Source organism: Bradyrhizobium barranii subsp. apii (genome assembly GCF_011516635.5).
Lineage (GTDB): Bacteria > Pseudomonadota > Alphaproteobacteria > Rhizobiales > Xanthobacteraceae > Bradyrhizobium > Bradyrhizobium barranii.
On the sequence record NZ_CP096255.1, the window covers coordinates 8,650,064 to 8,672,435 of the forward strand.

A 22,372-nucleotide genomic window follows, 5' to 3' on the forward strand; every position below is an offset into this window, starting at 1 on the left:
TCTCCCGTTGTTGTTATTTTAGTCCGTAGCCCGGATGGAGCGAAGCGTAATCCGGGAATCTTACTCGTGGAGAAAACCCCGGATTGCGCTTCGCTCCATCCGGGCTACGACATCCGCCTATCCCTCTCCCTCGTCGCTCGCGAGCACGCCCTTCACCGCGCGCGCCCAGCCGGCGAGCTTCCGCTCGCGCGTCGCCTGGCTCATGTTCGGCTTGAAGCGGTGCTCGAGCCGCCAATTGTCGGCGAACTTCGTCGGCTCGGGATAGACGCCCGCCTGAAGGCCGGCGAGATAGGCGGCGCCCAACGCCGTGGTCTCCTGGATCACGGGGCGATCGACCGGTGCGTCCAAGAGATCGGCGAGGCGCTGCATGGTCCAGTCGGAGGCGGTCATGCCGCCGTCGACGCGCAGCACGACGCTCGCGACTTCCGAGCTCGGCCAGTCCGCGCGCATCGCGGCCCAGAGGTCGAAGGTCTGGTAACACACGCTCTCCAGCGCGGCGTGCGCGAGCTCAGCCGGGCCGGTGTTGCGGGTGAGGCCGAACAGCGCGCCGCGCACGCGCGGATTCCAGTAGGGCGCCCCCATGCCGACGAAGGCGGGGACCAGATAGACGCTCTGCATGGAATCGGACTGATCAGCGAGCGGGCCGGTCTCGGCGGCGTGCTTGATGATGCCGAGGCCGTCGCGCAGCCACTGCACCGCCGAGCCTGCGACGAAGATCGAGCCTTCGAGCGCGTAGGTGCGCTTTCCCTCGAGCTGATAGGCGACGGTGGTGAGCAGCTTGTTCTTCGACACCACCGGCGTAGTCCCGGTGTTGAGCAGGGCAAAACAGCCGGTGCCGTAGGTCGACTTCATCATGCCCGGGCGGAAGCAGGCCTGGCCGATCGTCGCGGCCTGCTGGTCGCCGGCAATGCCTGAGATCGCGATCGCGCCGCCGAACAGGTCCGGCGTGCTCTCGCCGAAGCGGGCGGAAGAATCCTTCACCTCGGGCAGCATTGAGCGCGGCACGCCGATGATCTCCAAGAGCTCGTCGTCCCACTGGCCGGTGTGGATGTTGAACAGCAGCGTGCGCGAGGCGTTGGTGGCATCAGTGGCGTGCACCTTGCCGCCGGTGAGGCGCCAGAGCAGATAGCAATCGACCGTGCCGAACATCAGCTCGCCGCGCGCGGCACGCGCCCGTGCGCCGGGGACGTGGTCGAGGATCCACGCGACCTTAGTGCCGGAGAAATAGGGATCGATGATCAGGCCGGTCTTTTGCGAGATCACGGGCTCGCGGCCTTCTGCTTTCAATTTTGCGCAGATGTCGGCGGTGCGGCGGTCCTGCCAGACGATGGCGCGGTGCACGGCCTGGCCGGTGGCGCGGTCCCACACCACGGTGGTCTCGCGCTGGTTGGTGATGCCGATCGCGGCGATGTCCTTAGGCCCGATGCCGGCCTGCTCGATCGCGTCGCGGCAGACCATCACGGTCGAGGTCCAGATGTCCTCCGGCTCGTGCTCGACCCAGCCCGAGGCCGGAAAATGCTGCGGAAACTCCTGCTGCGCGCGGGCGGCGATCGAGATGTCACTGCGAAAAACGATGGCGCGCGACGAGGTGGTGCCCTGGTCGATGGCGAGGACGAAAGACATGGGAGCTTACCCTGGCGTTTCCCTGAGAGGGGGTCATTGTGTCGCGTCAAAGGGAGCGGATTAGGGCGGGAAGGTCAAGGTTGGATCAACGCGCGCGGCTCCCCTTCCTTCTCCCCTAGCGGGAGAAGGTGGCGCGAAGCGCCGGATGAGGGGTATGCTTCAGCGAATTCAGCGGTAAGAGGGTTGCACATGGAGAGAAACCCCTCACCCGTCTCGCCGCTATGCGGCGAGCCACCCTCTCCCACAAGGGGAGAGGGAAGAATCCCTACACCGCTGCCGTCGTCACGCCGCCGTCGATGACGATGGTCTGGCCGGTCATGAAGCTGGACGCGTCGGAGGCGAGGTAGGCGACGGCGCCGGCGATCTCGTCGGGTTCGCCGATGCGGCGAAGGGGTGTGGTGGCGGTGCGGCGCTTGAGGTTGGCTTCGTCTTCCCACAGCGCGCGGGCGAAATCGGTCTTGACCAGGCCGGGCGCGATGCAGTTGACGCGGACGCCTTTCGGGCCCCATTCGCCGGCGAGCGAGCGGCACAGCGCGAAATCGGCGGCCTTGGAGATGCCGTAGGCGCCGATCACGGTCGAGCCGCGCAGGCCCCCGATCGAGGAGATGATGACGACGGAGCCGTTGCCGCGCTCGGCCATTTGCGGGATCGCCAGCGCGGAGAGCCAGATGTTGCTCTTGACGTTGCTGCCCATGATCTTGTCGAAGGCCTCGTCGGTGATGTCGAGCAGCGGGCCGTAATACGGGTTCACCGCGGCGTTGCAGACGAGGATGTCGATCTTGCCGTAGTGCTTGATCGTGCCCGAGATCAGCGCCTCGACCTCGGCCTTGCGCGCGATGTTGCAGGGAATGACGGTGGCATCGCCGCCGGCCGCGATGATGCCGTCGGCGACTTCCTTGCAGGCTTCCGCTTTCCGCGATGACACCACGACCTTGGCGCCGAGCTTTGCCAGCAGTTCCGCCGAGGAGCGGCCGATGCCGCGGCTGGAGCCGGTGACGATTGCGACCTTGCCGGTGAGATCGAACGGGGTGTTTTTCATTGTTGTTGGGCTCCGCTACGTCCGCTTGTTCGGTGTCATCGCCCGGCTTGACCGGGCGACCCAGTACTCCGCGGCTGAAGTTGCGTGAACGAACTGCCGCCGCGGAGTACTGGATGCCCCGGTCAAGCCGGGGCATGACAGTCTTCGCGTGGCCTCGATCAACTCAGATCAACCCGCTCCCATCCGCGACGCGGCGCTGGTGGTAGTCGGTGTCACCAAAGCTGTTCTCGATCATGGTGAGGCGCTTGAAGTAGTGGCCGATTTTCGCCTCCATGGTCATGCCGATGCCGCCGTGTAGCTGGATCGCCTGCTGTCCGACGAACTTCAGCGACTTGCCGATCTGCACCTTGGCCGCGGCGATCGCATTGGAACGCTCCTTGGCGTCCTCGAAATCGCCGGCCATGGTCGCGAACATCGACATCGATCGCGCCTGCTCGGCGGCGACGAACATGTCGGAGGCGCGGTGCTGCAACGACTGGAACGAGCCGATCGCAACGCCAAACTGCTTGCGCGTCTTGATGTACTCGACCGTGGTCTTGAGCGACTCGTCCATCAAGCCGACGGCCTCGGCGCAGAGCGCGATGCGAGCTTCGTCGACGACGCGCTCGATCAGCGCGAGCGAGTCGTCGGGATTGCCGAGCGCCGCATCGGCACCGACTTCGACGCCGGTGAAAGTGATGTCGGCGGCGTGCAGGCCGTCCTGGGTCGGGTACGACTTCTTGGTCACGCCCTTGGCATTGGCCGGCACGAGGAACACGCCGATGCCGGTCTTGTCGCGGCGGTCGCCCTTGGTGCGGGCGGTGACGATCAGGGTCTCGGCGTTCTCGCCGTTGAGCACGACGAACTTTTCGCCGTCGATCACCCAGCCGTCACCCTTCTTCTTCGCGGTCGTCGAGACGTCGAACAGATCGTAGCGCGAGTTCTTCTCGAGCTGGGCGAACGCCAGCGTCTTGCCGCCGTCGATGATCCCGGGCACGTGCGCGGCCTTCTGCGCATCGGAGCCGGCGTGGCGCAGGAAGCCGCCGCCGATCACGACCGTTGCCAGATACGGCTCGAGCACCAGCGCCTTGCCGAGCGCTTCCATCACGATCATGGTCTCGACACCGCCGCCGCCGAAACCGCCATCAGCCTCCGCGAACGGCAGACCGAGCAGACCCTGTTCGGCGAGCTTGCCCCAGACGGCCTGGCTCCAGCCGCCCTTCTCCTTCATGTACTTCTTGCGGCTCTCGAAATCATAGGAATCGGTCAGCAGGCCGTCGATGCTGTCCTTGAGAAGCCGTTGCTCCTCGTTCAGATCAAAATCCATTTCTTTGGTTCCTCGTACCCGAAATTATCTGGCTTCGTCATCCCGGGGCGCGCATCGCGCGAGCCCGGGATCCATACTCCCGATCGCGGCTATGGATTCCGGGCTCGCGCTGCGCGCGCCCCGGAATGACGCCTAGAGCCCCAGCACCGCCTTGGCGATGATGTTGCGCTGGATCTCGTTGGAGCCGCCGTAGATCGAGACCTTGCGGTTGTTGAAGTAGCTCGGCGCGATCTGGGCGGTCCACTCCATGGCTTCGTTCGAGCCGTCGTCGCCGTGCACGTCGTAGGGTGCTGCGAACGGACCGATCACTTCCATCAAGAGCTCGGTGGTGGTCTGCTGGATCTCGGAGCCCTTGATCTTCAGCACCGAGGACGCCGGATTGGGCTTGCCCTTGCCGTGCTTGCCCTCGTCGGCGACGACGCGCAGCTGCGTCAGCTCGAGCGCCTTCAGCTCGATCTCGCAGGCAGCCAGCTTCTCGCGGAACGCGGCGTCCTGGATGATCGGCTTGCCGCCGGATTCGACCTTGGAGGCCAAGTCGCGGATGCGGCGCAGCCGCTCCTTGGAGACGCCGACCCGGGCGATGCCGGTGCGCTCATTGCCGAGCAGGAATTTGGCGTAATCCCAGCCCTTGTTCTCTTCGCCGATCAGGTTCTCGTAGGGCACCTCGACGTCGTCGAAGAACACCTCGTTGACCTCGACGCCGCCGTCAATGGTCTGGATCGGACGCACGGTGACGCCCTTCGACTTCATGCTGAAGACGATGAAGGAGATGCCCATCTGCTTCTTGGCGGAGGGGTCGGTGCGGCAGAGGCAGAAGATCATGTCGGCGTGCTGGGCGAGCGTGGTCCAGGTCTTCTGGCCGTTGATGATCCACTTGTCACCCTTGCGCTCGGCCTTCGTCTTCAGCGAGGCAAGGTCAGATCCCGAACCGGGCTCCGAAAAACCCTGGCACCACCAGTCGTCGACATTGGCGATGCGCGGCAGATACTGCTTCTTCTGCTCTTCGTTGCCGAAGGTGTAGATCACAGGACCGACCATGCTGACGCCGAAGGCGAGCGGCTGCGGCGCCGGATAGGACTGCAGCTCCTCGTTGAAGATGTAGTGCTGCACGGAGGTCCACCCCGTCCCGCCATACTGCTTCGGCCAGTGGCTGACGCCCCAGCCCTTCTTGTTGAGGATGCGCCACCACGTCACCATCTCGTCCTTCGAGAGGTGACGACCCTCGACCAGCTTGCGCCGCGTATCCGGCGGCACGTTGTCGCGGAAGAATGAACGCACTTCCTCGCGAAACGCCTGCTCTTCCCTAGTGAATGCGAGATCCATCGGATCCTCCTGTGAGCTTCTTTGTTTCGTCGCCGTCAGGACGACGGTGAAATTACTGCAACACCTCGAACAGCCCGGCCGCACCCATGCCGCCGCCGACGCACATGGTGACGACCGCATACTTGGCCTTGCGGCGCCGGCCTTCGATCAGGGCGTGGCCGGTCAGGCGCGCGCCCGACATGCCGTAGGGATGGCCGACCGAGATCGCGCCGCCGTCGACGTTGATCTTCTCGGGGTCGATGCCGAGCTTGTCGCGGCAATAGAGCACCTGCACCGCGAAGGCTTCGTTCAGCTCCCAGAGGCCGATGTCGTCGACGGTGAGGCCGTGGCGCTTGAGCAGGCGCGGCACGGCGAAGACCGGGCCGATGCCCATCTCGTCCGGCTCGCAGCCGGCGGAGACGAAGCCGCGGAAGATGCCGAGCGGCTTGAGACCACGCTTTGAGGCTTCCTTGTCGCTCATGATGACGGAGGCGCTGGCGCCGTCGGAGAGCTGGCTGGCATTGCCGGCGGTGATCGAAAAGCCTTCGCCGCGCACCGGCTTGAGGCCGGCAAGGCCTTCGGCCGTGGTCTCGGGGCGCGGGCCTTCGTCCTGCGACAAGGTCACCTCCTTGAACGAGACGGCGCCGGTCGCCTTGTCGGTGACCGCCATCTGCGTCGTGATCGGCGCCAGCTCGTCCTTGAACTTGCCGCCCTGCTGGGCAGCGGCGGTGCGGCGCTGACTCTCCAGCGAATACTCATCCTGCTTCTCGCACGAGATGCCGTAGCGCTTGGCGACGACTTCGGCGGTGTCGATCATGGGCATGTAGACCTCGCCCTTGATCTTGAGCAGCGCCGGGTCCTGGGCATGGAAGCCGTTCATCTTGTCGTTCTGCACGAGGCTGATCGACTCGCCGCCGCCGCCGACCGCGATCTCGACGCCGTCGAAGATCACCGAGCGCGCGGCGAGCGCGATCGCCTGGAGGCCCGAGGCGCATTGCCGGTCGATGGTGGTGCCGGCGACGGTCACGGGGAGACCTGCGCGGAGCAGCGCCTTGCGCGCGATGTTGCCGCCGGTCGCGCCCTGCTGCAGCGCCGCGCCCATCACGACGTCCTCGACCTCCTTCGGATCGACCTTGGCGCGGGCGACGGCCTCGCCGATGGCGTGGCCGAGCAGCGTTGCGCCCTCGGTGGCGTTGAGCATGCCGCGATAGGCCTTGCCGATCGGGGTGCGGGCGGTGGAAACGATGACGGCGTCGGTCAAGAGCGACCTCCTGGTTGCGTGGATTGTGCTGGTTTCTGCTGCTGGCGCAATTCGTGGCGCGACAGCTTTCCGACTGGCGTGCGCGGCAGATCGTCGACGAACTCGACCGCTGCCGGCAGCTCGTGCTTGCCGACCTTGCCGGCGAGCTGCGCGCGCAGCTCGTCGAGCGAGAACGGCTTGGCGCCCGGCTTGAGCTTGATGAAAGCCTTGGCGGCCTCGCCGCGATACTGGTCGGGAATGCCGAGCACGATCACCTCGTGCACGCCTGGAATGGTGTAGATCGCCTGCTCGATCATCTGCGGATAGACGTTGAAGCCGCCGGAGATGATCATGTCCTTCTTGCGGTCGACCAGGAAGAAATAGCCGTCGGTGTCGACATAGCCGATGTCGCCGGTGAGGAAGCGGCCGTCCGAAAAGGACTCCGCGGACTCCTTCGGCTTGTTCCAGTAGCCCTTGGTGACGTTCGGGCCCTTGATGCGGATCTCGCCGACTTCGCCCGGCGGCAGGACTTTTGTCGGGTTCTCCAGCGAGACCACGTCCATCTCGATGCCGGGCAACATCAGGCCGATCGACCCCGGCTTGTCCGGTCCCGTCGGCGGGTGGCCGGTGCCGGGCGAGCAGGTCTCGGTCATGCCCCAGCCGCTGCGCAGCTTCTTGCCGACCTTGCGCTCGAAGAAGTTCGCGATCTCCACCGGCAGCGGCGCGCCGCCGGAGCCGATGACGGCGAGCGAGGAGAAGTCGCGCTTGTCGAGATCAGGCAGCGCCGCGATCGCGATCCACATCGTCGGCACGCCCGGGAAGTACGTCGCGCGCTTGATTTCGATATCGCGCATCACCGCCTCGACATCGAAGCGCTGGTAGAGCGAGATCAGATTACCGCGGCTGAGCGAGGACAGCAGCACGACGGTGAGCGCATAGATGTGGAACAGCGGCAGCACGCAGATCACGCGCTCGATCACGTCGCCGCGCGCCGCGCGCGACGGCTTGCCCCAGACATCATAGATCGACACCGCCGAGGTGAGATTGCCATGGGTGAGCATCGCGCCCTTGGGCAGGCCGGTGGTGCCGCCGGTATATTGCAGCAGCGCGACGTCGTCCGCCGTCACGGACGGCCACTCAGCCGGCGCGGTCGCGCCCTCGACGAAGCTCTTGAAGGTGACGATGCGGGGATCGTCGGGGATCGGCGCCTGTGGCGTGCCGACCTTGCCCCAATCGTCGTCCTCGCAGACGACGAGGCGATCGATCAGGCCCTTCTCCAGGAACTTCAGCGCGGTCGGCAGCAGCGCCGCGAGGTTGGAGGTCACGAGCAGGCGCGAGCCGGAATCCGAGACCTTGTGCGTCAGCGCGATCTCGCCGTCGAGCGGGGAGAGATGCGCGACGCGGGCACCGGCCTTCAGCGCGCCGAAGAAATTGACCGGATGGTCCGGCGTGTTGCCGAGGAACAGCGCGACGGAGCTGTTCTTGCCGCAGCCGGCACGCAGGAACGCCGCTGCCGCGCGCTCGGCCATGGCGGCGAGCTCGGTATAGCTGATCGGGCGATCGCGGAATTCCAGCGCGGTCCGCGGGCCGTAATCAGCGGCGGCGTTCGACAAGAGGTCAGGCAGCGAGCCCTGGACGATGGTGTCGTCCCAACGCACGCCCTCGGGATAAAACTGTTCGCCGGGATGGGTCATTATTCTTGATTGGTTGAGCGAGCAACTAACAGAGACCGTCATTCCGGGGCGCGACAAAGTCGCGAGCCCGGAATCCATAACCACCAGCTGGGGTTATGGATTCCGGGCCTGCGCCTTGCGGCGCATCCCGGAATGACGAGGGTTGAGATGAAGCGGCCATCACGCCGCCTTCGACGCCGCGGCCAGCGACGCGAACGTCTTGCCTTCGGCCGCGAGCTTCTTCAGCAGCGGCGCGGGCTCGAGGCTCGGGTCGTTGGTCTCCTTGGCGTAGAAGGACAGACGATCGGCGATGTGCTTGAGGCCGACGGTGTCGGCCCAGAACATCGGGCCGCCGCGGTAGATCGGCCAGCCGTAGCCGTAGAGCCAAACCACGTCGATGTCGGAAGGACGCGCCGCGATGCCCTCTTCGAGGATCTTCGCGCCCTCGTTGATCATCGGGTACATCATGCGCTCGAGGATCTCCTCGTCGCTGACGACGCGCTTCTTGCGGCCGAGACGGAGCAGCGTCTCGTCGATCAGCTTTTCGACCTCCGGATCGGGCAGCGCCGAGCGACTTCCTGCTTCATACTTGTAGTAGCCCTTGCCGGTCTTCTGGCCGAAGCGGCCGGCTTCGCAGAGCGCGTCCGCGATCTCCGACTTGATGCCGCGGTCCTTGCGCGAGCGCCAGCCGATGTCGAGGCCGGCGAGGTCGCCCATCGCGAACGGCCCCATGGGCATGCCGAATTTGGTAACCACGGCGTCGACCTGCTGCGGCAAGGCACCTTCGAACAGCAGCTTCTCGGACTGCTTGCCACGTTGCGCCAGCATGCGGTTGCCGACGAAGCCGTCGCAGACGCCGACGACGGCCGGAACCTTCGCGATCTTGCGCGCGATGGTCACAGCGGTGACCAGCGCATCCGGCGCGGTCTTGTCGGCGCGCACGATCTCGCACAGCTTCATGACGTTGGCGGGCGAGAAGAAGTGCATGCCGAGCACGTCCTGCGGCCGCTTGGTCGACTTCGCGATCTCGTCGATGTTGAGGTAGGAGGTGTTGGAGGCGAGCACGGCGCCGGGCTTGACGTATTGGTCGAGCTTGCCGAACACTTCCTTCTTTACGGCCATGGTCTCGAACACGGCCTCGATCACCAGGTCAGCATCACCGACGTTCTCGATGCCGACGACGCCGTTGATCAGCGCCATGCGCTTGGCGGGCGCGTCGGCCGGGATGCCGCCGCGCGCGGCGGTCGCTTCCCAGTTCTTCTGCATGATGCCCATGCCGCGCTTGAGCTGCTCCTCGCCGGTCTCGATCAGGGTGACGGGCACGCCGGCATTGGCAAAGGACATCGCAATGCCGCCGCCCATGGTGCCGGCACCGAGGATGGCGACGCGGTTCACCGGCCGCGACTTGGTGCCTTCAGGGACGCCGGCGATCTTGCTGGCCTCGCGCTCGGCGAAGAAGGCATAACGCTGCGCCTTGGACTGGTCGCTGGAGACGAGCTTGAGGAAGCCCTCGCGCTCCTTCTTCAGCCCCTCGTCGAACGGCAGGTCGATGGCGTAGCCGACGGCGTCGGCGGCGGCGAACGGCGCTTCCAGGCCGCGCGCCTTCTTGGTCATGGCGGCGACCGCATTGGTGAAGATCGAGCGGTCGGCCTTGGCCGCCGCGAGCTTGGAATCGTCGTCGCGCAGGCGCCGCAGCGGGCGCTTCTCGGCGAGCAGCTTGCGCACGAAGGATTCGCCGCCGGAGGCCGGACCTTCGACGATCTCCTCGATCAGGCCATTCTTGAGCGCTTCGGCAGCACCGATCGGATCACCGCCGACGATCATCTTGACTGCGAGTTCCGGCCCGACCGCGCGCGGCAGGCGCTGGGTGCCGCCGGCGCCCGGCAGCAGGCCGAGCTTCACCTCGGGCAGGCCGAGCTTGGCTTCCTTCACGGCCACGCGGAAATGACAGGCCAGCGCGACCTCGAGGCCGCCGCCGAGCGCGGTGCCATGGATCGCGGCAACGACCGGCTTGGGCGAGTTCTCGATCTCGGCGAGGACGTCGTTGAGGGCGGGCGGCTTCGGCGGCTTGCCGAACTCGGTGATGTCGGCACCGGCGATAAAGGTGCGGCCGGCGCAGGTCAGGACGATGCCCTTGATCGCGGGATCGGCGATCGCGGCCTTGATGCATTCGAGAATACCGCCGCGCACTGCGGCACTCAGCGCATTGACCGGAGGACTGTTGACCGTGACGATCCCGACTTCGTCATGACGCTCAAGCTTGACCACTTCGCTCACGGCTTCCCTCCTTGGTGGGGATTTACTTTTGTTCGATTTCGCGGTGCGGAATTTAATTCCGCATCTTGACGGCAGGGTTATTTTGAAGCACGGACGTTGTCAACGACTCCGCGCAAGAAGCAGATCAGGGATGAAGCGTACAGGCAAGAAGACTGCGACCGATCGGAATTTCGTCGTCGCGCTTTCCCGCGGACTAGATGTTTTGCGCGCATTCCAACCCAGCGACGGACTTCTCGGCAACCAGGAGATCGCCGCGCGGACGAACCTGCCCAAGCCGACCGTTTCGCGCCTGACCTACACGTTGACGAAGCTCGGTTATCTGACACCGGTTCCCCGTTTCGAGAAGTACCAGCTCGCGCCCGCCGCGATGGCGCTCGGTTATGCGGCGTTATCCAATCTCGGCGTTCGGCATTTGTCCGAGCCATTTCGCGAGGAATTGATGCGCGCGACCGGCGGCGCCGTCGCGATCGGCGGCCGCGACCGTCACAGCATGATCTATTTCGGGCAAAGTCGCGGCAGCGAGACGGTCGGCGTTCAACTGGACGTCGGCTCCCGCGTGCCGATTGCAACCAGCGCGATGGGCCGCGCCTATTTCTGGGCGCTCGACGAAGAAGGCCGCGCCGAGGTGTCCCGCATCCTGCGCGAACATTACGGCAGCCGCTGGCCGAAGATGCGCGACGGACTGGAACGTTCCGGCGAGACCGTCGCGAAATACGGTTTCGCGATGTCCGTCGGCGACTGGCACGACGACATCGGCGCCGCCGGCGTCGCGCTCAAGCTCAACGACGGAACCGGACCTTACGCATTCAATTGCGGCGCACCCGCATTCCGCTTCACGGAAGAGCGTTTGATCAACGACATTGGACCGCGTCTGCTGGCGATGGTAAGGAACATTGAAGCGGCACTCGGGGGACTGATGCCGCAATCCAAAAAAGAAGTCAGCAAAAAGCTGAAATCAGGAGGAAAAGTTGCGCGTGTGGCCGAGGGGTTCAGATAGCCTTTGTCATCACCGGGAGCGGTTCGCATCGCCCCTTCGCCCACTGACGTGTGTGGGCGAGACGAGATGACGCAGGCACAGCTCGCGCGGGGGACATCGCCCCTGCTCGCGGTTCGCGACGTCAGCGTCGTGTTCGGCGGCATCATCGCGCTCAACGGCGTGTCCTTTGACATGCACAAGGGCCAGATCCTCGGATTGATCGGCCCCAACGGCGCCGGCAAGACCACGCTCTTCAATTGCCTCTCGCGGCTCTATCAGCCGTCGTCGGGCGACATCCTGATGGAAGGCGTGAGCATCCTGTCGCGGCCTCCGCACCGGATCGCCGAGATCGGCATCGGCCGCACCTTCCAGAACGTGGCGCTGTTTCCGAACCTCTCGGTGATGGACAACGTCCGCGTCGGCGCCCATTCGAAGACCTCCAGCGACATCATCAGCGACTCCCTGAGACTCGCCTGGGTCCGGCGCAGCGAGACCGAGGTCAACAAGAAGGTGCAGGAGATCCTCGCCTATCTCAAGCTCGAGGACGTCGCCCACACCATCGTGTCCGGCCTGCCCTTCGGCACGCAGAAACGCGTCGAGCTGGCGCGCGCGCTCGCGGCCGCCCCGAAGATCCTGCTGCTCGACGAGCCGGCCGGCGGCCTCAACCACGAGGAAGTCTATCTGCTCGGCGACCTCATCCGCCGCATCCGCGACGACCGCCACATGACCGTGCTGCTGGTCGAGCACCACATGGGCCTCGTGATGTCGATCGCCGACCACGTCGTCGCGCTGAATTTCGGCAAGAAGCTCGCGGAAGGCACGCCGGCCCAGGTGCAGGCGGACCCCGACGTCATCAAGGCCTATCTCGGGAGCAAGGACCAATGACGACGCTGCTCAACGTCAAGGACCTGCGCGCCTATTACGGCCAGGTCCAGGCGCTCCATGGCCTGTCCTTCTCGCTCAACGAAGGATCGTTGACGACGCTGCTCGGCGCCAATGGCGCCGGCAAGACCACCACCCTGCGCGCGATCTGCAACATGGTGCGTTCCACCGGCGCGATCGAGTTCGAAGGCAAGCCGCTCAGCAACCGCTCCACCGAGAGCATCGTGCGGTTCGGCATCGCCCACGTGCCGCAGGGCCGCGGCACCTTCACGACCATGACGGTCGAGGAGAACCTCCAGCTCGGGGCCATCACCCGCAAGGACAGCGCCGGCATCGTTTCCGACATCGAGCGCATGTACGCGCATTTCCCGGTGCTCAAGCAGCGCCACACCCAGCAGGCCGGCACGCTCTCGGGCGGCGAGCAGCAGATGCTCGCGGTCGCCCGCGCGCTGATGCTGCGGCCGCGCCTGATGCTGCTCGACGAGCCGTCCTTCGGACTGGCACCGCTGGTCGTGCGCGACCTGTTCGGCATCCTCGGCAAGATCAATCGCGAGGACAAGGTGTCGATCCTGGTGGTCGAGCAGAACGCCCAGCTCGCGCTCGAGCTCGCCGACCAGGCCTATGTGATCGAGACCGGACGCATCGTGATGTCGGGCAATGCCAAGGACATCGCGAACAACGAAGAAATCCGCAAATCCTATCTGGGTTACTGAGGAGCCGGCACGATGGAGCTGTTCACCAACCAAGTGCTGGCCGGCATCGCCACGGGCGCGATCTACGCCTGCATGGCGCTCGCCGTGGTCATGATCTACCAGGCGATCGACCATCTCAACTTCGCGCAGGGCGAGATGGCGATGTTCTCGACCTTCATCTCCTGGCAGCTGATGCAGTGGGGCGCCTACTGGGCCGCCTTCATCCTCACGCTGGCGCTCTCCTTCGTCGCCGGCATCGCGATCGAGCGCATTCTGTTCAAGCCGCTGGCGAAAGCGCCGGTGCTGACCAACGTCGCCGGCTTCATCGCGCTGTTTGCGATCATCAACTCCTCGGCCGGCCTGATCTGGGACTTCACCATCAAGCAGTACCCGACCCCGTTCGGCTCCGCGCCGTTCCTGGGCAGCCAGCTGATCTCGACCCACCAGGCCGGCATGATCGGCGTCACGGTGCTGCTGCTGCTCGGCCTCTACTTCTTCTTCCAGTACACGCGCATCGGCCTGGCCATGCGCGCGGCCGCCTCGGTGCCTGAATCGGCCCGCCTCGTCGGCATCAACACGTCCTGGATGATCGCGCTCGGCTGGGGCATGGCGACCGCGATCGGCGCGATCGCCGGCATGCTGATCGCCCCTGTCGTGTTCCTCGAGCCCAACATGATGGGCGGCGTGCTGATCTACGGCTTTGCCGCCGCGGTGCTCGGCGGTCTCACCAGCCCGTTCGGCGCCGTGGTCGGCGGCTTCCTGGTCGGCATCTTCGAGAATCTCGCCGGCACCTACATCCCCGGCGTCGGCAATGAGCTGAAGCTCCCGATCGCGCTCGCGCTGATCATCTCCGTCCTGGTTGTCAAACCCGCTGGCCTGTTCGGCCGGCACATCGTCAAGCGAGTTTGATCATGAGCGCTGCAGAAGAAGTCGTTGCAGAAGGCCACGAGGCGGTCGAGGCCGTTCCGAAGCGGGCCATGACGCTGGGCACCGGCACCTCGCTGGTGGTGCTCGCGGCACTGCTGATCGCACCCGTTTTCGTCAAGAACTTCATCATCTTCCAGATGACGATGCTCCTGATCTACGGGCTCGCGGTGCTGGCGCTGAACATCCTGACCGGCGGAAGCGGCCAGTTCTCGCTCGGCCAGAGCGCGTTCTACGCGGTCGGCGCCTATACGACAGCGGTGCTGATGGAGCACTTCAACGTCAATTACGCGCTGACGCTGCCGATCGCCGGCGTCGTCTGTTTCGGCTTCGGCTTCCTGTTCGGGCAGCCGGCGCTGCGGCTCTCCGGCGTCTACCTCGCGCTCGCGACCTTCGCGCTCGCCACCGCCATGCCGCAGCTCCTCAAGCTGAACTTCCTAGAGCACTGGACCGGCGGCGTGCAGGGCCTCGTCGTCACCAAGCCGGATGCGCCGTTCGGCCTGCCGATGTCGCAGGACATGTGGCTGTACTACTTCACGCTCGTGGTCGTGATTGCGATCTACATCTTCTCGGTGAACCTGCTGCGTTCCCGCTCGGGCCGCGCCTTCATGGCGATCCGCGACAACGAGATCGCGGCCTCCGCGATGGGCGTCGACGTCGCGCTGTACAAGACGCTGGCCTTCGGCGTCTCCGCCGCCATCACCGGCATCGCCGGCTCGCTCGGCGCCATCGCGGTGCAGTTCGTCGCGCCCGACAGCTACACCATCACCCTCGCGATCTCGCTGTTCCTCGGCATGGTCGTCGGCGGCGTCGGCTGGCTGCCCGGCTCGATCGTCGGCGCCGCCTTCATCATCTTCGTGCCGAACATCGCGGAGGGCATCTCCAAGGGCCTCTCCGGCGCGGTGTTCGGCGTGCTCCTGTTCCTCGTCATCTACCTCGTGCCGCATGGCGCAAGGCAAGTCGCGATCCTGGGCCAGCAACTCGCCGGCCGGCTCAGGAAGAACTGAAACATCCATCCAGACTGTTGTTTTAACCAAGGAGACCCAATTGCTTTTCGGAAGAATACTGCGAACCACCGCACTCGTAACGGCGGTCGCGACCCTCACCTCCGGCGCAGCACTTGCCCAGAAGAAATACGACACCGGCGCGTCCGACACCGAGATCAAGATCGGCAACATCATGCCGTACAGCGGTCCGGCGTCGGCCTATGGCATCATCGGCAAGACCGAAGAAGCCTATTTCAAGATGATCAACGACAAGGGCGGCATCAACGGCCGCAAGATCAACTTCGTCACCTATGACGACGCCTATTCGCCGCCGAAGGCCGTCGAGCAGGTCCGCAAGCTGGTCGAGAGCGACGAAGTGCTGGCCGTGTACAATCCGCTCGGCACGCCCTCGAACACCGCGATCCAGAAGTACCTGAAAGCCAAGAAGATCCCGCAGCTGTTCGTCGCCACCGGCGCCACCAAGTGGAACGACGCGAAGAACTTCCCCTGGACCATCGGCTGGCAGCCCTCCTACCAGAGCGAAGCGCAGATCTACGCGAAATGGCTGATGAAGGAAAAGCCGAACGCCAAGGTCGCGATCCTCTACCAGAACGACGATTTCGGCAAAGACTACCTCAAGGGCACCAAGGACGGTCTCGGCGCCAAGGGCGCGTCCATGATCATCATGGAAGAGAGCTACGAGATCTCCGAGCCGTCGATCGACGGCCACATCGTCAAGATCAAGGCCGCCAATCCCGACGTGCTGCTGATCTACGCGACGCCGAAGTTCGCGGCCCAGACCATCAAGAAGACCGCCGAGCTCAGCTGGAAGCCGCTCCAGATCCTCACCAACGTGTCAATCTCGGTCGGCAGCGTGATGAAGCCGGCCGGCTTCGAGGCCTCGCAGGACGTGCTGTCGGCGGCCTATGCCAAGGATTCCACCGACCCGCAGTGGAACAACGATCCCGGCATGAAGAAGTGGAACGAGTTCGTCGACAAGTACATGCCTGGCGCCGACAAGACCGACACCGGCATGGTCTATGGCTATGGCGCGGCGTCGACCCTGGTCAAGACGCTGGAGATGTGCGGTGACGACCTCACCCGCGCCAACCTGATGAAGCAGGCCGCTTCCTTGAAGGATTTTGCACCGGACACGCTGCTGCCCGGCGTCAAGATCAACACCAGCGCCACCGACTTCGCCCCGATTTCGCAGCTCCAGATGCAGCGCTTCAAGGGCGAGAAGTGGGAACTGTTCGGCGAGATCATCAGCGGCGACGTCGCCTCCGAGTGACGCTGACGCAATAGTCCAAATCTGGTCAGTTCAAGTCTAGTCAAATCTGACAAAGCCCCCGCGGGCGACCGCGGGGGCTTTTTGTTGACGTCAGGCGTCAATCTTGTTCAATGCGGCGCCGATCCATTCCGGGTGGAGAAAGATGACTGTCGTTCGATTTCAGGTTGCGGCCGTTTCGGCCGCGCTCGCGTTGTGCACTGCAATGAGCAGCCCGGCACTGGCGCAAAAGAAATACGACAGCGGCGCTTCCGATACCGAGATCAAGATCGGCAACATCATGCCCTATAGCGGGCCGGCCTCCGCCTATGCCGCGATCGGCAAAGCCGAGGAAGCTTATTTCAACAAGATCAATGCTGAGGGCGGCATCAACGGCCGCAAGATCAAGTTCATCTCCTACGACGACGGCTATTCGCCGCCGAAGACGGTGGAGCAGGCGCGCAAGCTGGTCGAGAGCGACGGTGTGCTGCTGATCTTCGGCTCGCTCGGCACCTCCACCAACGGCGCCATCCGCAAATACATGAACGAGAAGAAGGTGCCGCAGCTGTTCGTGGCGAGCGGCGCCTCCAAGTGGAACGATCCCAAGCAATATCCGTGGACCATGGGCTGGCAGCCGAGCTACGCCAGCGAGGCGCGGATCTACGCCAAATACATCATGAAGGAGAAGCCGGACGCGAAGATCGGCGTGCTCTACCAGAACGACGATTTCGGCAAGGACTATCTGAAAGGGCTGAAGGACGGCTTAGGGGCCAAGGCGTCGATGATCGTGCTCGAAGACGGCTACGACACGTCGGAGCCTGCGATCGACGAGCACGTCGTGAAGCTGAAGGCCTCGGGCGCCGACGTCTTCCTCAGCATCACCACGCCGAAATTCGCGGCGCAGGCGATCAAGAAGGCGGCCGAGATCAACTGGCACCCGGTCCACATCATCTCCAACGTCTCGGCCTCGGTCGGCGGCGTGCTCGAGCCCGCGGGCCTGGAGATCTCGCAAGGCATCCTGTCAGCGAGCTACACCAAGGACGGCTCCGACCCGCAATGGAATGCCGATGACGGCATGAAGAAGTTCTATAGCTTCCTCGCGCAGTACGACCCCAAGGCCAACAAGCTCGATGCCGGCGTGGTGTTCGGCTATGCCGCGGCCCAGACCATGGTGAAGGTGCTGCAGATGTGCGGCGACGAGCTCACCCATGAGAACGTCATGAAGCAGGCCGCTTCCTTGAAGGATTTCGAGCCCGACACGCTGCTGCCCGGCATCAAGATCAACACCTCCGCCGATAATTTCGCCCCCATCGAGCAGCTCCAGATGATGCGGTTCAAGGGCAGGAAATGGGAGCTGTTCGGCGACATCATCTCGAGCGAGCTCGGCCACTGAAGCCAGCGCAACTCAAAATCGCCTCCGACTGGTCAATCAACTCAAGACAGCGGCGCCGTCTCGCAGTCGCACACCAGCGCGCGCCGGTCCTTGACTACTAAAGGAGCAGCCCCTGCGACACAGCCGCGGGGGCTTTCTGTTGAAGGCTCCCGGTAAATCGTATTGAATTGCCTCCGCGCCGCCAAAAATCATCAAGCCAAGAAAAGGGACGCACACACACCAAGAAAATAGGGAGATAGGAATGCCCGCTGTCACCGGCAAACTTGCGGCCGCGTCACTGGCGCTTGCGCTCATTGCGGCCTCGGCCTCCACTGCATCGGCCCAGAAGAAATACGATACCGGCGCGACCGACACCGAAATCAAGATCGGCAACATCATGCCCTACAGCGGACCGGCCTCCGCCTACGGCATCATCGGGCGGACCGAAGCCGCCTATTTCAAGAAGATCAACGACGAGGGCGGCATCAACGGCCGCAAGATCAATTACATCTCCTATGACGACGCCTACTCGCCGCCGAAGACGGTGGAGCAGGCCCGCAAGTTGGTCGAGAGCGACGAGGTGCTGTTCATCTTCAACTCGCTCGGCACGCCGCCGAACTCGGCGATCCACAAATACATGAACTCGAAGAAGGTACCGCAGCTGTTCGTCGCGACCGGCGCCACCAAGTGGAACGATCCGCAGAACTTCCCCTGGACGATGGGCTGGCAGCCCAATTACCAGAGCGAGACGCAGATCTATGCGAAGTGGCTCCTGAAGAACAAGCCGGACGCCAAGATCGCGGTGCTTTACCAGAACGACGATTACGGCAAGGACTATCTCAAGGGCCTCAAGGACGGCCTCGGCTCGAAAGCCGCCTCGATGATCGTCATCGAAGAGAGCTACGAGACCTCCGAGCCGACCATCGACAACCACATCGTCAAGCTGAAGTCGACCGGCGCCGACGTCTTCATGAACATCACGACGCCGAAATTCGCCGCGCAAGCGATCAAGAAGAATGCCGAGATCGGCTGGAAGCCGCTGCACTTCCTCAACAATGTCTCTGCTTCCGTCGGCAGCGTGATGAAGCCGGCCGGCTTCGAGAATGGCCAGGACATCATCTCGGCCGACTATCTCAAGGACGTGTCGGATCCCGCGTGGAACAACGATCCCGGCATGAAGGAGTTTCTGGCGTTCATGACCAAATACTTCCCCGAGGGCGACAAGCTCGATAAGGGCACGATCGTCGGCTATGCCGTGGCGCAGACACTGGTCCAGGTCTTGAAGCAGTGCGGTGACAATCTCACGCGCGAGAACATCATGAAGCAGGCGGCGAACGTGAAGGACTTCCGCACCGAGGCGCTGCTGCCGGGCGTGAAGGTCAACACCTCGCCGACCGATTTCGCGCCGATCAGCCAGCTTCAACTCGAGAAGTTCAAGGGCGAGAAGTGGGAGCTGTTCGGAGACGTGATCAGCGCCGACGTCGGCGGCTAACCCCAAACGACAGAGAGCCCCCTGCGCGGCCATCGCAGGGGGCTTTTGCTTGCGCGCGGATTATGATCACGCGATTGCACAATCGAATGATGGTAAAGCCTGCTTACGCTTTGGCGCCTGATGCGGTAGGCAGGGAGCTGGCGATTTTGTCGCCATCATTTCAGTTCGCTGAAGGCCTTCGCCATGACCGACCGACGTCCCCTGCTCCGCGCGCTCTACGACGCCGCCGTTGCCGCCGCCCATCCCAGCACGATTCTGGCGCCGTATCTGCGGCCCGCGCCGAAAGGGCGCGTGATCTGCCTCGCCGCCGGCAAGGGCGCGGGTGCGATGGCCGCGGCCGCCGAGCGGCACTATCTCGACACGCTCAAGCTCGCGCCGGAGCGCCTCGTCGGCATCGCCACCACGCGCCACGGCTACGGCGTGCCGACCCGCCGCATCCGCGTGGTCGAGGCCGGTCATCCCGTTCCCGATGAAGCCGGCCTGAAGGGCGCCGCCGATACGCTCGCGCTCGCTGGCGAGGCCGGGCCCGACGATCTGCTGCTGGTGCTGCTCACCGGCGGCGGCTCGGCGAACTGGATCGCGCCGGTGGACGGCATCAGCTTCGCCCAGAAGCAGGCGGTCAACAAGGCGCTGCTCCGCTCGGGCGCGCCGATCGGCGAGATGAACACGGTCCGGAAACATTTGTCGCGGATCAAGGGCGGCCGGCTGGCGCGCGCCGGCAAGAATGCCGCGGAGATCGTGACGCTCGCGATTTCCGACGTGCCGCACGACGATCCGTCCGCCATCGCCTCCGGCCCCACTGTGCCCGATCCGACCACGCTGGCGGATGCGCGCGCGATCGTCGCGAAGTACAAGCTCGCCATCGACGACGCCGTCCGCCGCGCGCTCGACGATCCCGCCAACGAAAGTGCCAAGCCTGATGATGCCGCCTTCGCGCGCGCGCATTTCGAGCTGATCGCGCGGCCCAAGCAATCGCTCGACGCCGCGGTGAAGCTCGCCAGGGAAGCCGGCTACGAGACCATCGATCTCGGCGCCGATCTCGAAGGCGAGGCCCGCGAGGTCGCAGCCGATCACGCCAGGCTCGCGCTTGAAGCACGCGCGCAAGGCAAGCGCCTCGCGATCCTCTCCGGCGGCGAGCTCACCGTTACCGTGCGCGGCAATGGGCGCGGCGGCCCCAACCAGGAATACGCGCTGGCGCTCGCCGGCCTGTTGAAGGACACGCCTGACATTTCCGCTCTCGCCGGCGACACCGACGGCGCCGATGGCGGCGCCGGCCACCCCACCGATCCCGCCGGCGCGCTGATTGATGCTGCGACGTTCGCGAAGATGAAGGCCCTGGCGCTTCAGCCGCAGGCGTACCTGGACAACAACGACGCGACGACGTTCTTCGAGGCGACCGGCGATCTGCTGATGCCGGGACCGACGCTGACGAACGTGAACGATATCAGGGTGATTTTGGTGGATTGAGACGCCTGCCCAGGTCTCGCTGTCATTCCCCGCGAAGGCGGGGAATCCAGTACGCCGCGGCCTATCGGTTCGATCGCAAACTCTCGGAGTACTGGATCGCCCGGTCAAGCCGGACGATGACAGCCGGGCCTCAAAACTCGTTCGCGATCTTCGAGAGCATCCCGATCAGGGCTTCGCGGTTGGACTGCCCGAGCAGCTCGTTCAGCCGGGACTCGTGCTTGGTGGCGACCAGCTTTTTCGCCCGGGTCAGCACGGCCTTGCCCTTGTCGGTCAATACCAGGATGTGCGAGCGGCGGTCGTTGGTGGAGCGGATCCGCGCGCAAAGGTCGCGGCTCTCCAGATTGTCGAGCATCGCCACGAAGTTCGGGCGCAGGATGCCGAGCGTCGAGGCGATCTCGGTCTGGTTACGGCCCGGATTCTTCTCGACCAGCAGCAGCACGGAGAACTGCGCTGGCGTGAGCTGGAGCGAGGCCATGCAGCGCAAAAAGTTCTCGAACACCTTGAGCTGCGCCCGCTTCAGCACGTAGCCGAGCTGCTCGGAGAGCTCGCCAAGCTGGAGGGCTTCAGGCTGGGCCTCGGCCGCGTCGCCGGGCTTTTCAGAAGACTTTTCAGCGGTTTTGGAAACGGTCATCGCCTCGTGCTCGTGATCCCGCTAAATTCGGGGCGGGTCGTCCGCCCCACCCTTGAAGTTATATTTGATAATTGTTATGGACCATATCAAATATCGTCAGCGTTTCAATGGCTGTGAGCGGACCGTCCACCGCAATTGCGGAGCCCGGTCCCGATCTTTGAGGGGGAGCGTCCGGTCTTGAATACCACCATCATGCTGTTCCTGGTACAGGACGGCATCACCAATGGCGCGATCTATGCGCTGCTCGGCCTGGCGCTGGTGCTGGTGTTCGCCGTCACGCGCGTCATCCTCATTCCCCAGGGCGAATTCGTCACCTATGGCGCGCTGACCTATGCCTCGCTGGCCGCGGGCCAGATGCCGGGCACGGCAAAGCTCGCGCTGGCGCTGGGCATCGGCGCCTTCGTGTTCGACCTGTTCGTGGCGCGCAAGGCGCTGCACGGTCGCCTGATCGCGCGCAGCCTCGTCACCAACGTCGTGCTGCCGACCATCGTGCTGGCGCTGACCGTCTACTTCGCCGCCCAGAAGCCGCCGGTGGCGGTGTGCATCGCGCTGTCGCTGGTGATCGTGGCGATGATCGGCCTCTACCTCTACCGCATCGCGTTCCAGCCGCTGGCGCACACCTCAGTGCTGGTGCTGCTGATCGCATCGGTGGGCGTCCACCTCGCGCTGCAGGGACTGGGCCTGCTGTTCTTCGGCGCCGAAGGCCAGCGCGGACCCGCCGTGCTATCAGGCTCCTTCACCGCCGGCGCGCTGCGCTTCACCGGCCAGAGCATCACCGTCTACGGCATCACCATCGCCTTCATCGTCGGGCTCTGGCTGTTCTTCGGGCTGACGCTCTACGGCAAGGCGCTGCGCGCGACCGCCGTGAACCGGCTCGGCGCCCGCCTTGCCGGCATCCGCACCACGCTGTCCGGCCAGATCGCCTTCCTGCTGGCCTCCGTCATCGGCGCGCTGTCGGGCATCATGATCGTGCCGATCACGACGCTCTACTACGACTCCGGCTTCCTGATCGGCCTCAAGGGCTTCGTTGCCGCGATCATCGGCGGCCTCGTCAGCTATCCGCTCACCGCCGTCGCGGCGCTGGTCGTCGGCATCGTCGAGGCGTTCTCGTCCTTCTACGCCTCCAACTACAAGGAAGTGATCGTCTTCATGCTGCTGATCCCCGTGCTGCTGCTGCGCTCGCTCGCCGCGCCCGCGGTCGAGGAAGAGAAGGACTGACGCGC

General features: G+C 64.6%; 18 protein-coding genes. 10 read left to right on the forward strand and 8 right to left on the reverse strand.

Annotated features, from left to right (window positions below; genetic code table 11):
• Nucleotides 1-117: 117 nt before the first annotated feature.
• From glpK to HAP41_RS41475, 7 genes are all read right to left on the reverse strand, one after another.
• Nucleotides 118-1,623 (reverse strand): glycerol kinase GlpK, encoded by a 1,506-nt coding sequence (gene glpK, locus HAP41_RS41445; RefSeq protein ID WP_166078334.1) that lies wholly within the window; start codon nt 1,621-1,623, stop codon nt 118-120.
• Nucleotides 1,624-1,888: 265 nt separating this feature from the next.
• The gene (locus tag HAP41_RS41450; protein WP_166078321.1) at nt 1,889-2,662 is read right to left on the reverse strand and encodes an SDR family NAD(P)-dependent oxidoreductase; all 774 of its coding nucleotides are present in this window, start codon (nt 2,660-2,662) and stop codon (nt 1,889-1,891) included.
• Nucleotides 2,663-2,825: 163 nt separating this feature from the next.
• Nucleotides 2,826-3,968, reverse strand: a complete 1,143-nt coding sequence (gene pimD / locus HAP41_RS41455; protein WP_166078311.1) for a pimeloyl-CoA dehydrogenase small subunit — start codon at nt 3,966-3,968, stop codon at nt 2,826-2,828.
• Between the two features lie 132 nt (nt 3,969-4,100).
• A complete protein-coding gene (gene pimC / locus HAP41_RS41460; protein ID WP_166078301.1) occupies nt 4,101-5,291 on the reverse strand; it encodes a pimeloyl-CoA dehydrogenase large subunit in 1,191 nt (396 codons plus the stop codon).
• Between the two features lie 52 nt (nt 5,292-5,343).
• Nucleotides 5,344-6,531 (reverse strand): acetyl-CoA C-acyltransferase, encoded by a 1,188-nt coding sequence (locus tag HAP41_RS41465; RefSeq protein WP_166078297.1) that lies wholly within the window; start codon nt 6,529-6,531, stop codon nt 5,344-5,346.
• Nucleotides 6,528-8,204, reverse strand: coding sequence for a dicarboxylate--CoA ligase PimA (gene pimA / locus HAP41_RS41470; RefSeq protein ID WP_166078291.1), 1,677 nt, complete (start codon nt 8,202-8,204; stop codon nt 6,528-6,530). Before pimA ends, HAP41_RS41465 begins: the two co-directional genes overlap by 4 nt.
• Before the next feature lie 159 nt (nt 8,205-8,363).
• Nucleotides 8,364-10,460, reverse strand: a complete 2,097-nt coding sequence (locus HAP41_RS41475; protein ID WP_166078286.1) for a 3-hydroxyacyl-CoA dehydrogenase NAD-binding domain-containing protein — start codon at nt 10,458-10,460, stop codon at nt 8,364-8,366.
• A 130-nt stretch (nt 10,461-10,590) separates the two neighbouring features.
• Here HAP41_RS41475 and HAP41_RS41480 point away from each other — a divergent pair, with 130 nt between their 5' ends.
• The 9 genes from HAP41_RS41480 (at nt 10,591) to HAP41_RS41520 (ending at nt 20,518) form a co-directional block, all read left to right on the forward strand.
• A complete protein-coding gene (locus HAP41_RS41480) occupies nt 10,591-11,457 on the forward strand; it encodes an IclR family transcriptional regulator (protein WP_028151937.1) in 867 nt (288 codons plus the stop codon).
• A 66-nt stretch (nt 11,458-11,523) separates the two neighbouring features.
• The gene (locus HAP41_RS41485; RefSeq protein ID WP_166078285.1) at nt 11,524-12,321 is read left to right on the forward strand and encodes an ABC transporter ATP-binding protein; all 798 of its coding nucleotides are present in this window, start codon (nt 11,524-11,526) and stop codon (nt 12,319-12,321) included.
• Entirely contained in the window at nt 12,318-13,031 is a 714-nt protein-coding gene (locus HAP41_RS41490; RefSeq protein WP_014498266.1) for an ABC transporter ATP-binding protein, read from the forward strand. Before HAP41_RS41485 ends, HAP41_RS41490 begins: the two co-directional genes overlap by 4 nt.
• A 12-nt stretch (nt 13,032-13,043) precedes the next feature.
• Entirely contained in the window at nt 13,044-13,919 is an 876-nt protein-coding gene (locus HAP41_RS41495) for a branched-chain amino acid ABC transporter permease (protein WP_248577151.1), read from the forward strand.
• Nucleotides 13,920-13,921: 2 nt separating this feature from the next.
• Complete coding sequence (locus HAP41_RS41500; RefSeq protein ID WP_028151939.1) at nt 13,922-14,941, forward strand: branched-chain amino acid ABC transporter permease; 1,020 nt, start codon at nt 13,922-13,924, stop codon at nt 14,939-14,941.
• Between the two features lie 40 nt (nt 14,942-14,981).
• Entirely contained in the window at nt 14,982-16,211 is a 1,230-nt protein-coding gene (locus HAP41_RS41505) for an ABC transporter substrate-binding protein (RefSeq protein WP_166078284.1), read from the forward strand.
• A 142-nt stretch (nt 16,212-16,353) separates the two neighbouring features.
• On the forward strand, nt 16,354-17,580 hold the full coding sequence (locus HAP41_RS41510) for an ABC transporter substrate-binding protein (protein WP_166078283.1): 1,227 nt from the start codon (nt 16,354-16,356) through the stop codon (nt 17,578-17,580).
• A gap of 241 nt (nt 17,581-17,821) precedes the next feature.
• Entirely contained in the window at nt 17,822-19,051 is a 1,230-nt protein-coding gene (locus tag HAP41_RS41515; RefSeq protein ID WP_063980937.1) for an ABC transporter substrate-binding protein, read from the forward strand.
• A 183-nt stretch (nt 19,052-19,234) separates the two neighbouring features.
• Complete coding sequence (locus HAP41_RS41520; RefSeq protein ID WP_166078282.1) at nt 19,235-20,518, forward strand: glycerate kinase type-2 family protein; 1,284 nt, start codon at nt 19,235-19,237, stop codon at nt 20,516-20,518.
• 130 nt (nt 20,519-20,648) lie between these two features.
• Here the strand turns inward: HAP41_RS41520 and HAP41_RS41525 are convergent, their stop codons facing one another.
• Nucleotides 20,649-21,149 carry a MarR family winged helix-turn-helix transcriptional regulator gene (locus tag HAP41_RS41525; protein ID WP_166078281.1) on the reverse strand — a complete coding sequence of 167 codons (501 nt, stop codon included), beginning with the start codon at nt 21,147-21,149 and terminating at the stop codon, nt 20,649-20,651.
• 177 nt (nt 21,150-21,326) lie between these two features.
• Here HAP41_RS41525 and HAP41_RS41530 point away from each other — a divergent pair, with 177 nt between their 5' ends.
• On the forward strand, nt 21,327-22,367 hold the full coding sequence (locus HAP41_RS41530) for a branched-chain amino acid ABC transporter permease (RefSeq protein ID WP_166078280.1): 1,041 nt from the start codon (nt 21,327-21,329) through the stop codon (nt 22,365-22,367).
• The last annotated feature ends 5 nt before the right edge of the window (nt 22,368-22,372 follow it).

What these genes read in the sequence shown, in the direction of transcription:
- HAP41_RS41500 (WP_028151939.1), top strand. Translation starts at nt 13,922, where the DNA reads ATGAGCGCTGCAGAAGAAGTCGTTGCAGAAGGCCACGAGGCGGTCGAG.
- HAP41_RS41520 (WP_166078282.1), top strand. Translation starts at nt 19,235, where the DNA reads ATGACCGACCGACGTCCCCTGCTCCGCGCGCTCTACGACGCCGCCGTT.
- pimC (WP_166078301.1), bottom strand. Translation starts at nt 5,291, where the DNA reads ATGGATCTCGCATTCACTAGGGAAGAGCAGGCGTTTCGCGAGGAAGTG.
- HAP41_RS41450 (WP_166078321.1), bottom strand. Translation starts at nt 2,662, where the DNA reads ATGAAAAACACCCCGTTCGATCTCACCGGCAAGGTCGCAATCGTCACC.
- glpK (WP_166078334.1), bottom strand. Translation starts at nt 1,623, where the DNA reads ATGTCTTTCGTCCTCGCCATCGACCAGGGCACCACCTCGTCGCGCGCC.
- HAP41_RS41480 (WP_028151937.1), top strand. Translation starts at nt 10,591, where the DNA reads ATGAAGCGTACAGGCAAGAAGACTGCGACCGATCGGAATTTCGTCGTC.
- pimD (WP_166078311.1), bottom strand. Translation starts at nt 3,968, where the DNA reads ATGGATTTTGATCTGAACGAGGAGCAACGGCTTCTCAAGGACAGCATC.
- HAP41_RS41515 (WP_063980937.1), top strand. Translation starts at nt 17,822, where the DNA reads ATGCCCGCTGTCACCGGCAAACTTGCGGCCGCGTCACTGGCGCTTGCG.
- HAP41_RS41510 (WP_166078283.1), top strand. Translation starts at nt 16,354, where the DNA reads ATGACTGTCGTTCGATTTCAGGTTGCGGCCGTTTCGGCCGCGCTCGCG.
- HAP41_RS41490 (WP_014498266.1), top strand. Translation starts at nt 12,318, where the DNA reads ATGACGACGCTGCTCAACGTCAAGGACCTGCGCGCCTATTACGGCCAG.
- pimA (WP_166078291.1), bottom strand. Translation starts at nt 8,204, where the DNA reads ATGACCCATCCCGGCGAACAGTTTTATCCCGAGGGCGTGCGTTGGGAC.
- HAP41_RS41485 (WP_166078285.1), top strand. Translation starts at nt 11,524, where the DNA reads ATGACGCAGGCACAGCTCGCGCGGGGGACATCGCCCCTGCTCGCGGTT.
- HAP41_RS41525 (WP_166078281.1), bottom strand. Translation starts at nt 21,149, where the DNA reads ATGACCGTTTCCAAAACCGCTGAAAAGTCTTCTGAAAAGCCCGGCGAC.
- HAP41_RS41495 (WP_248577151.1), top strand. Translation starts at nt 13,044, where the DNA reads ATGGAGCTGTTCACCAACCAAGTGCTGGCCGGCATCGCCACGGGCGCG.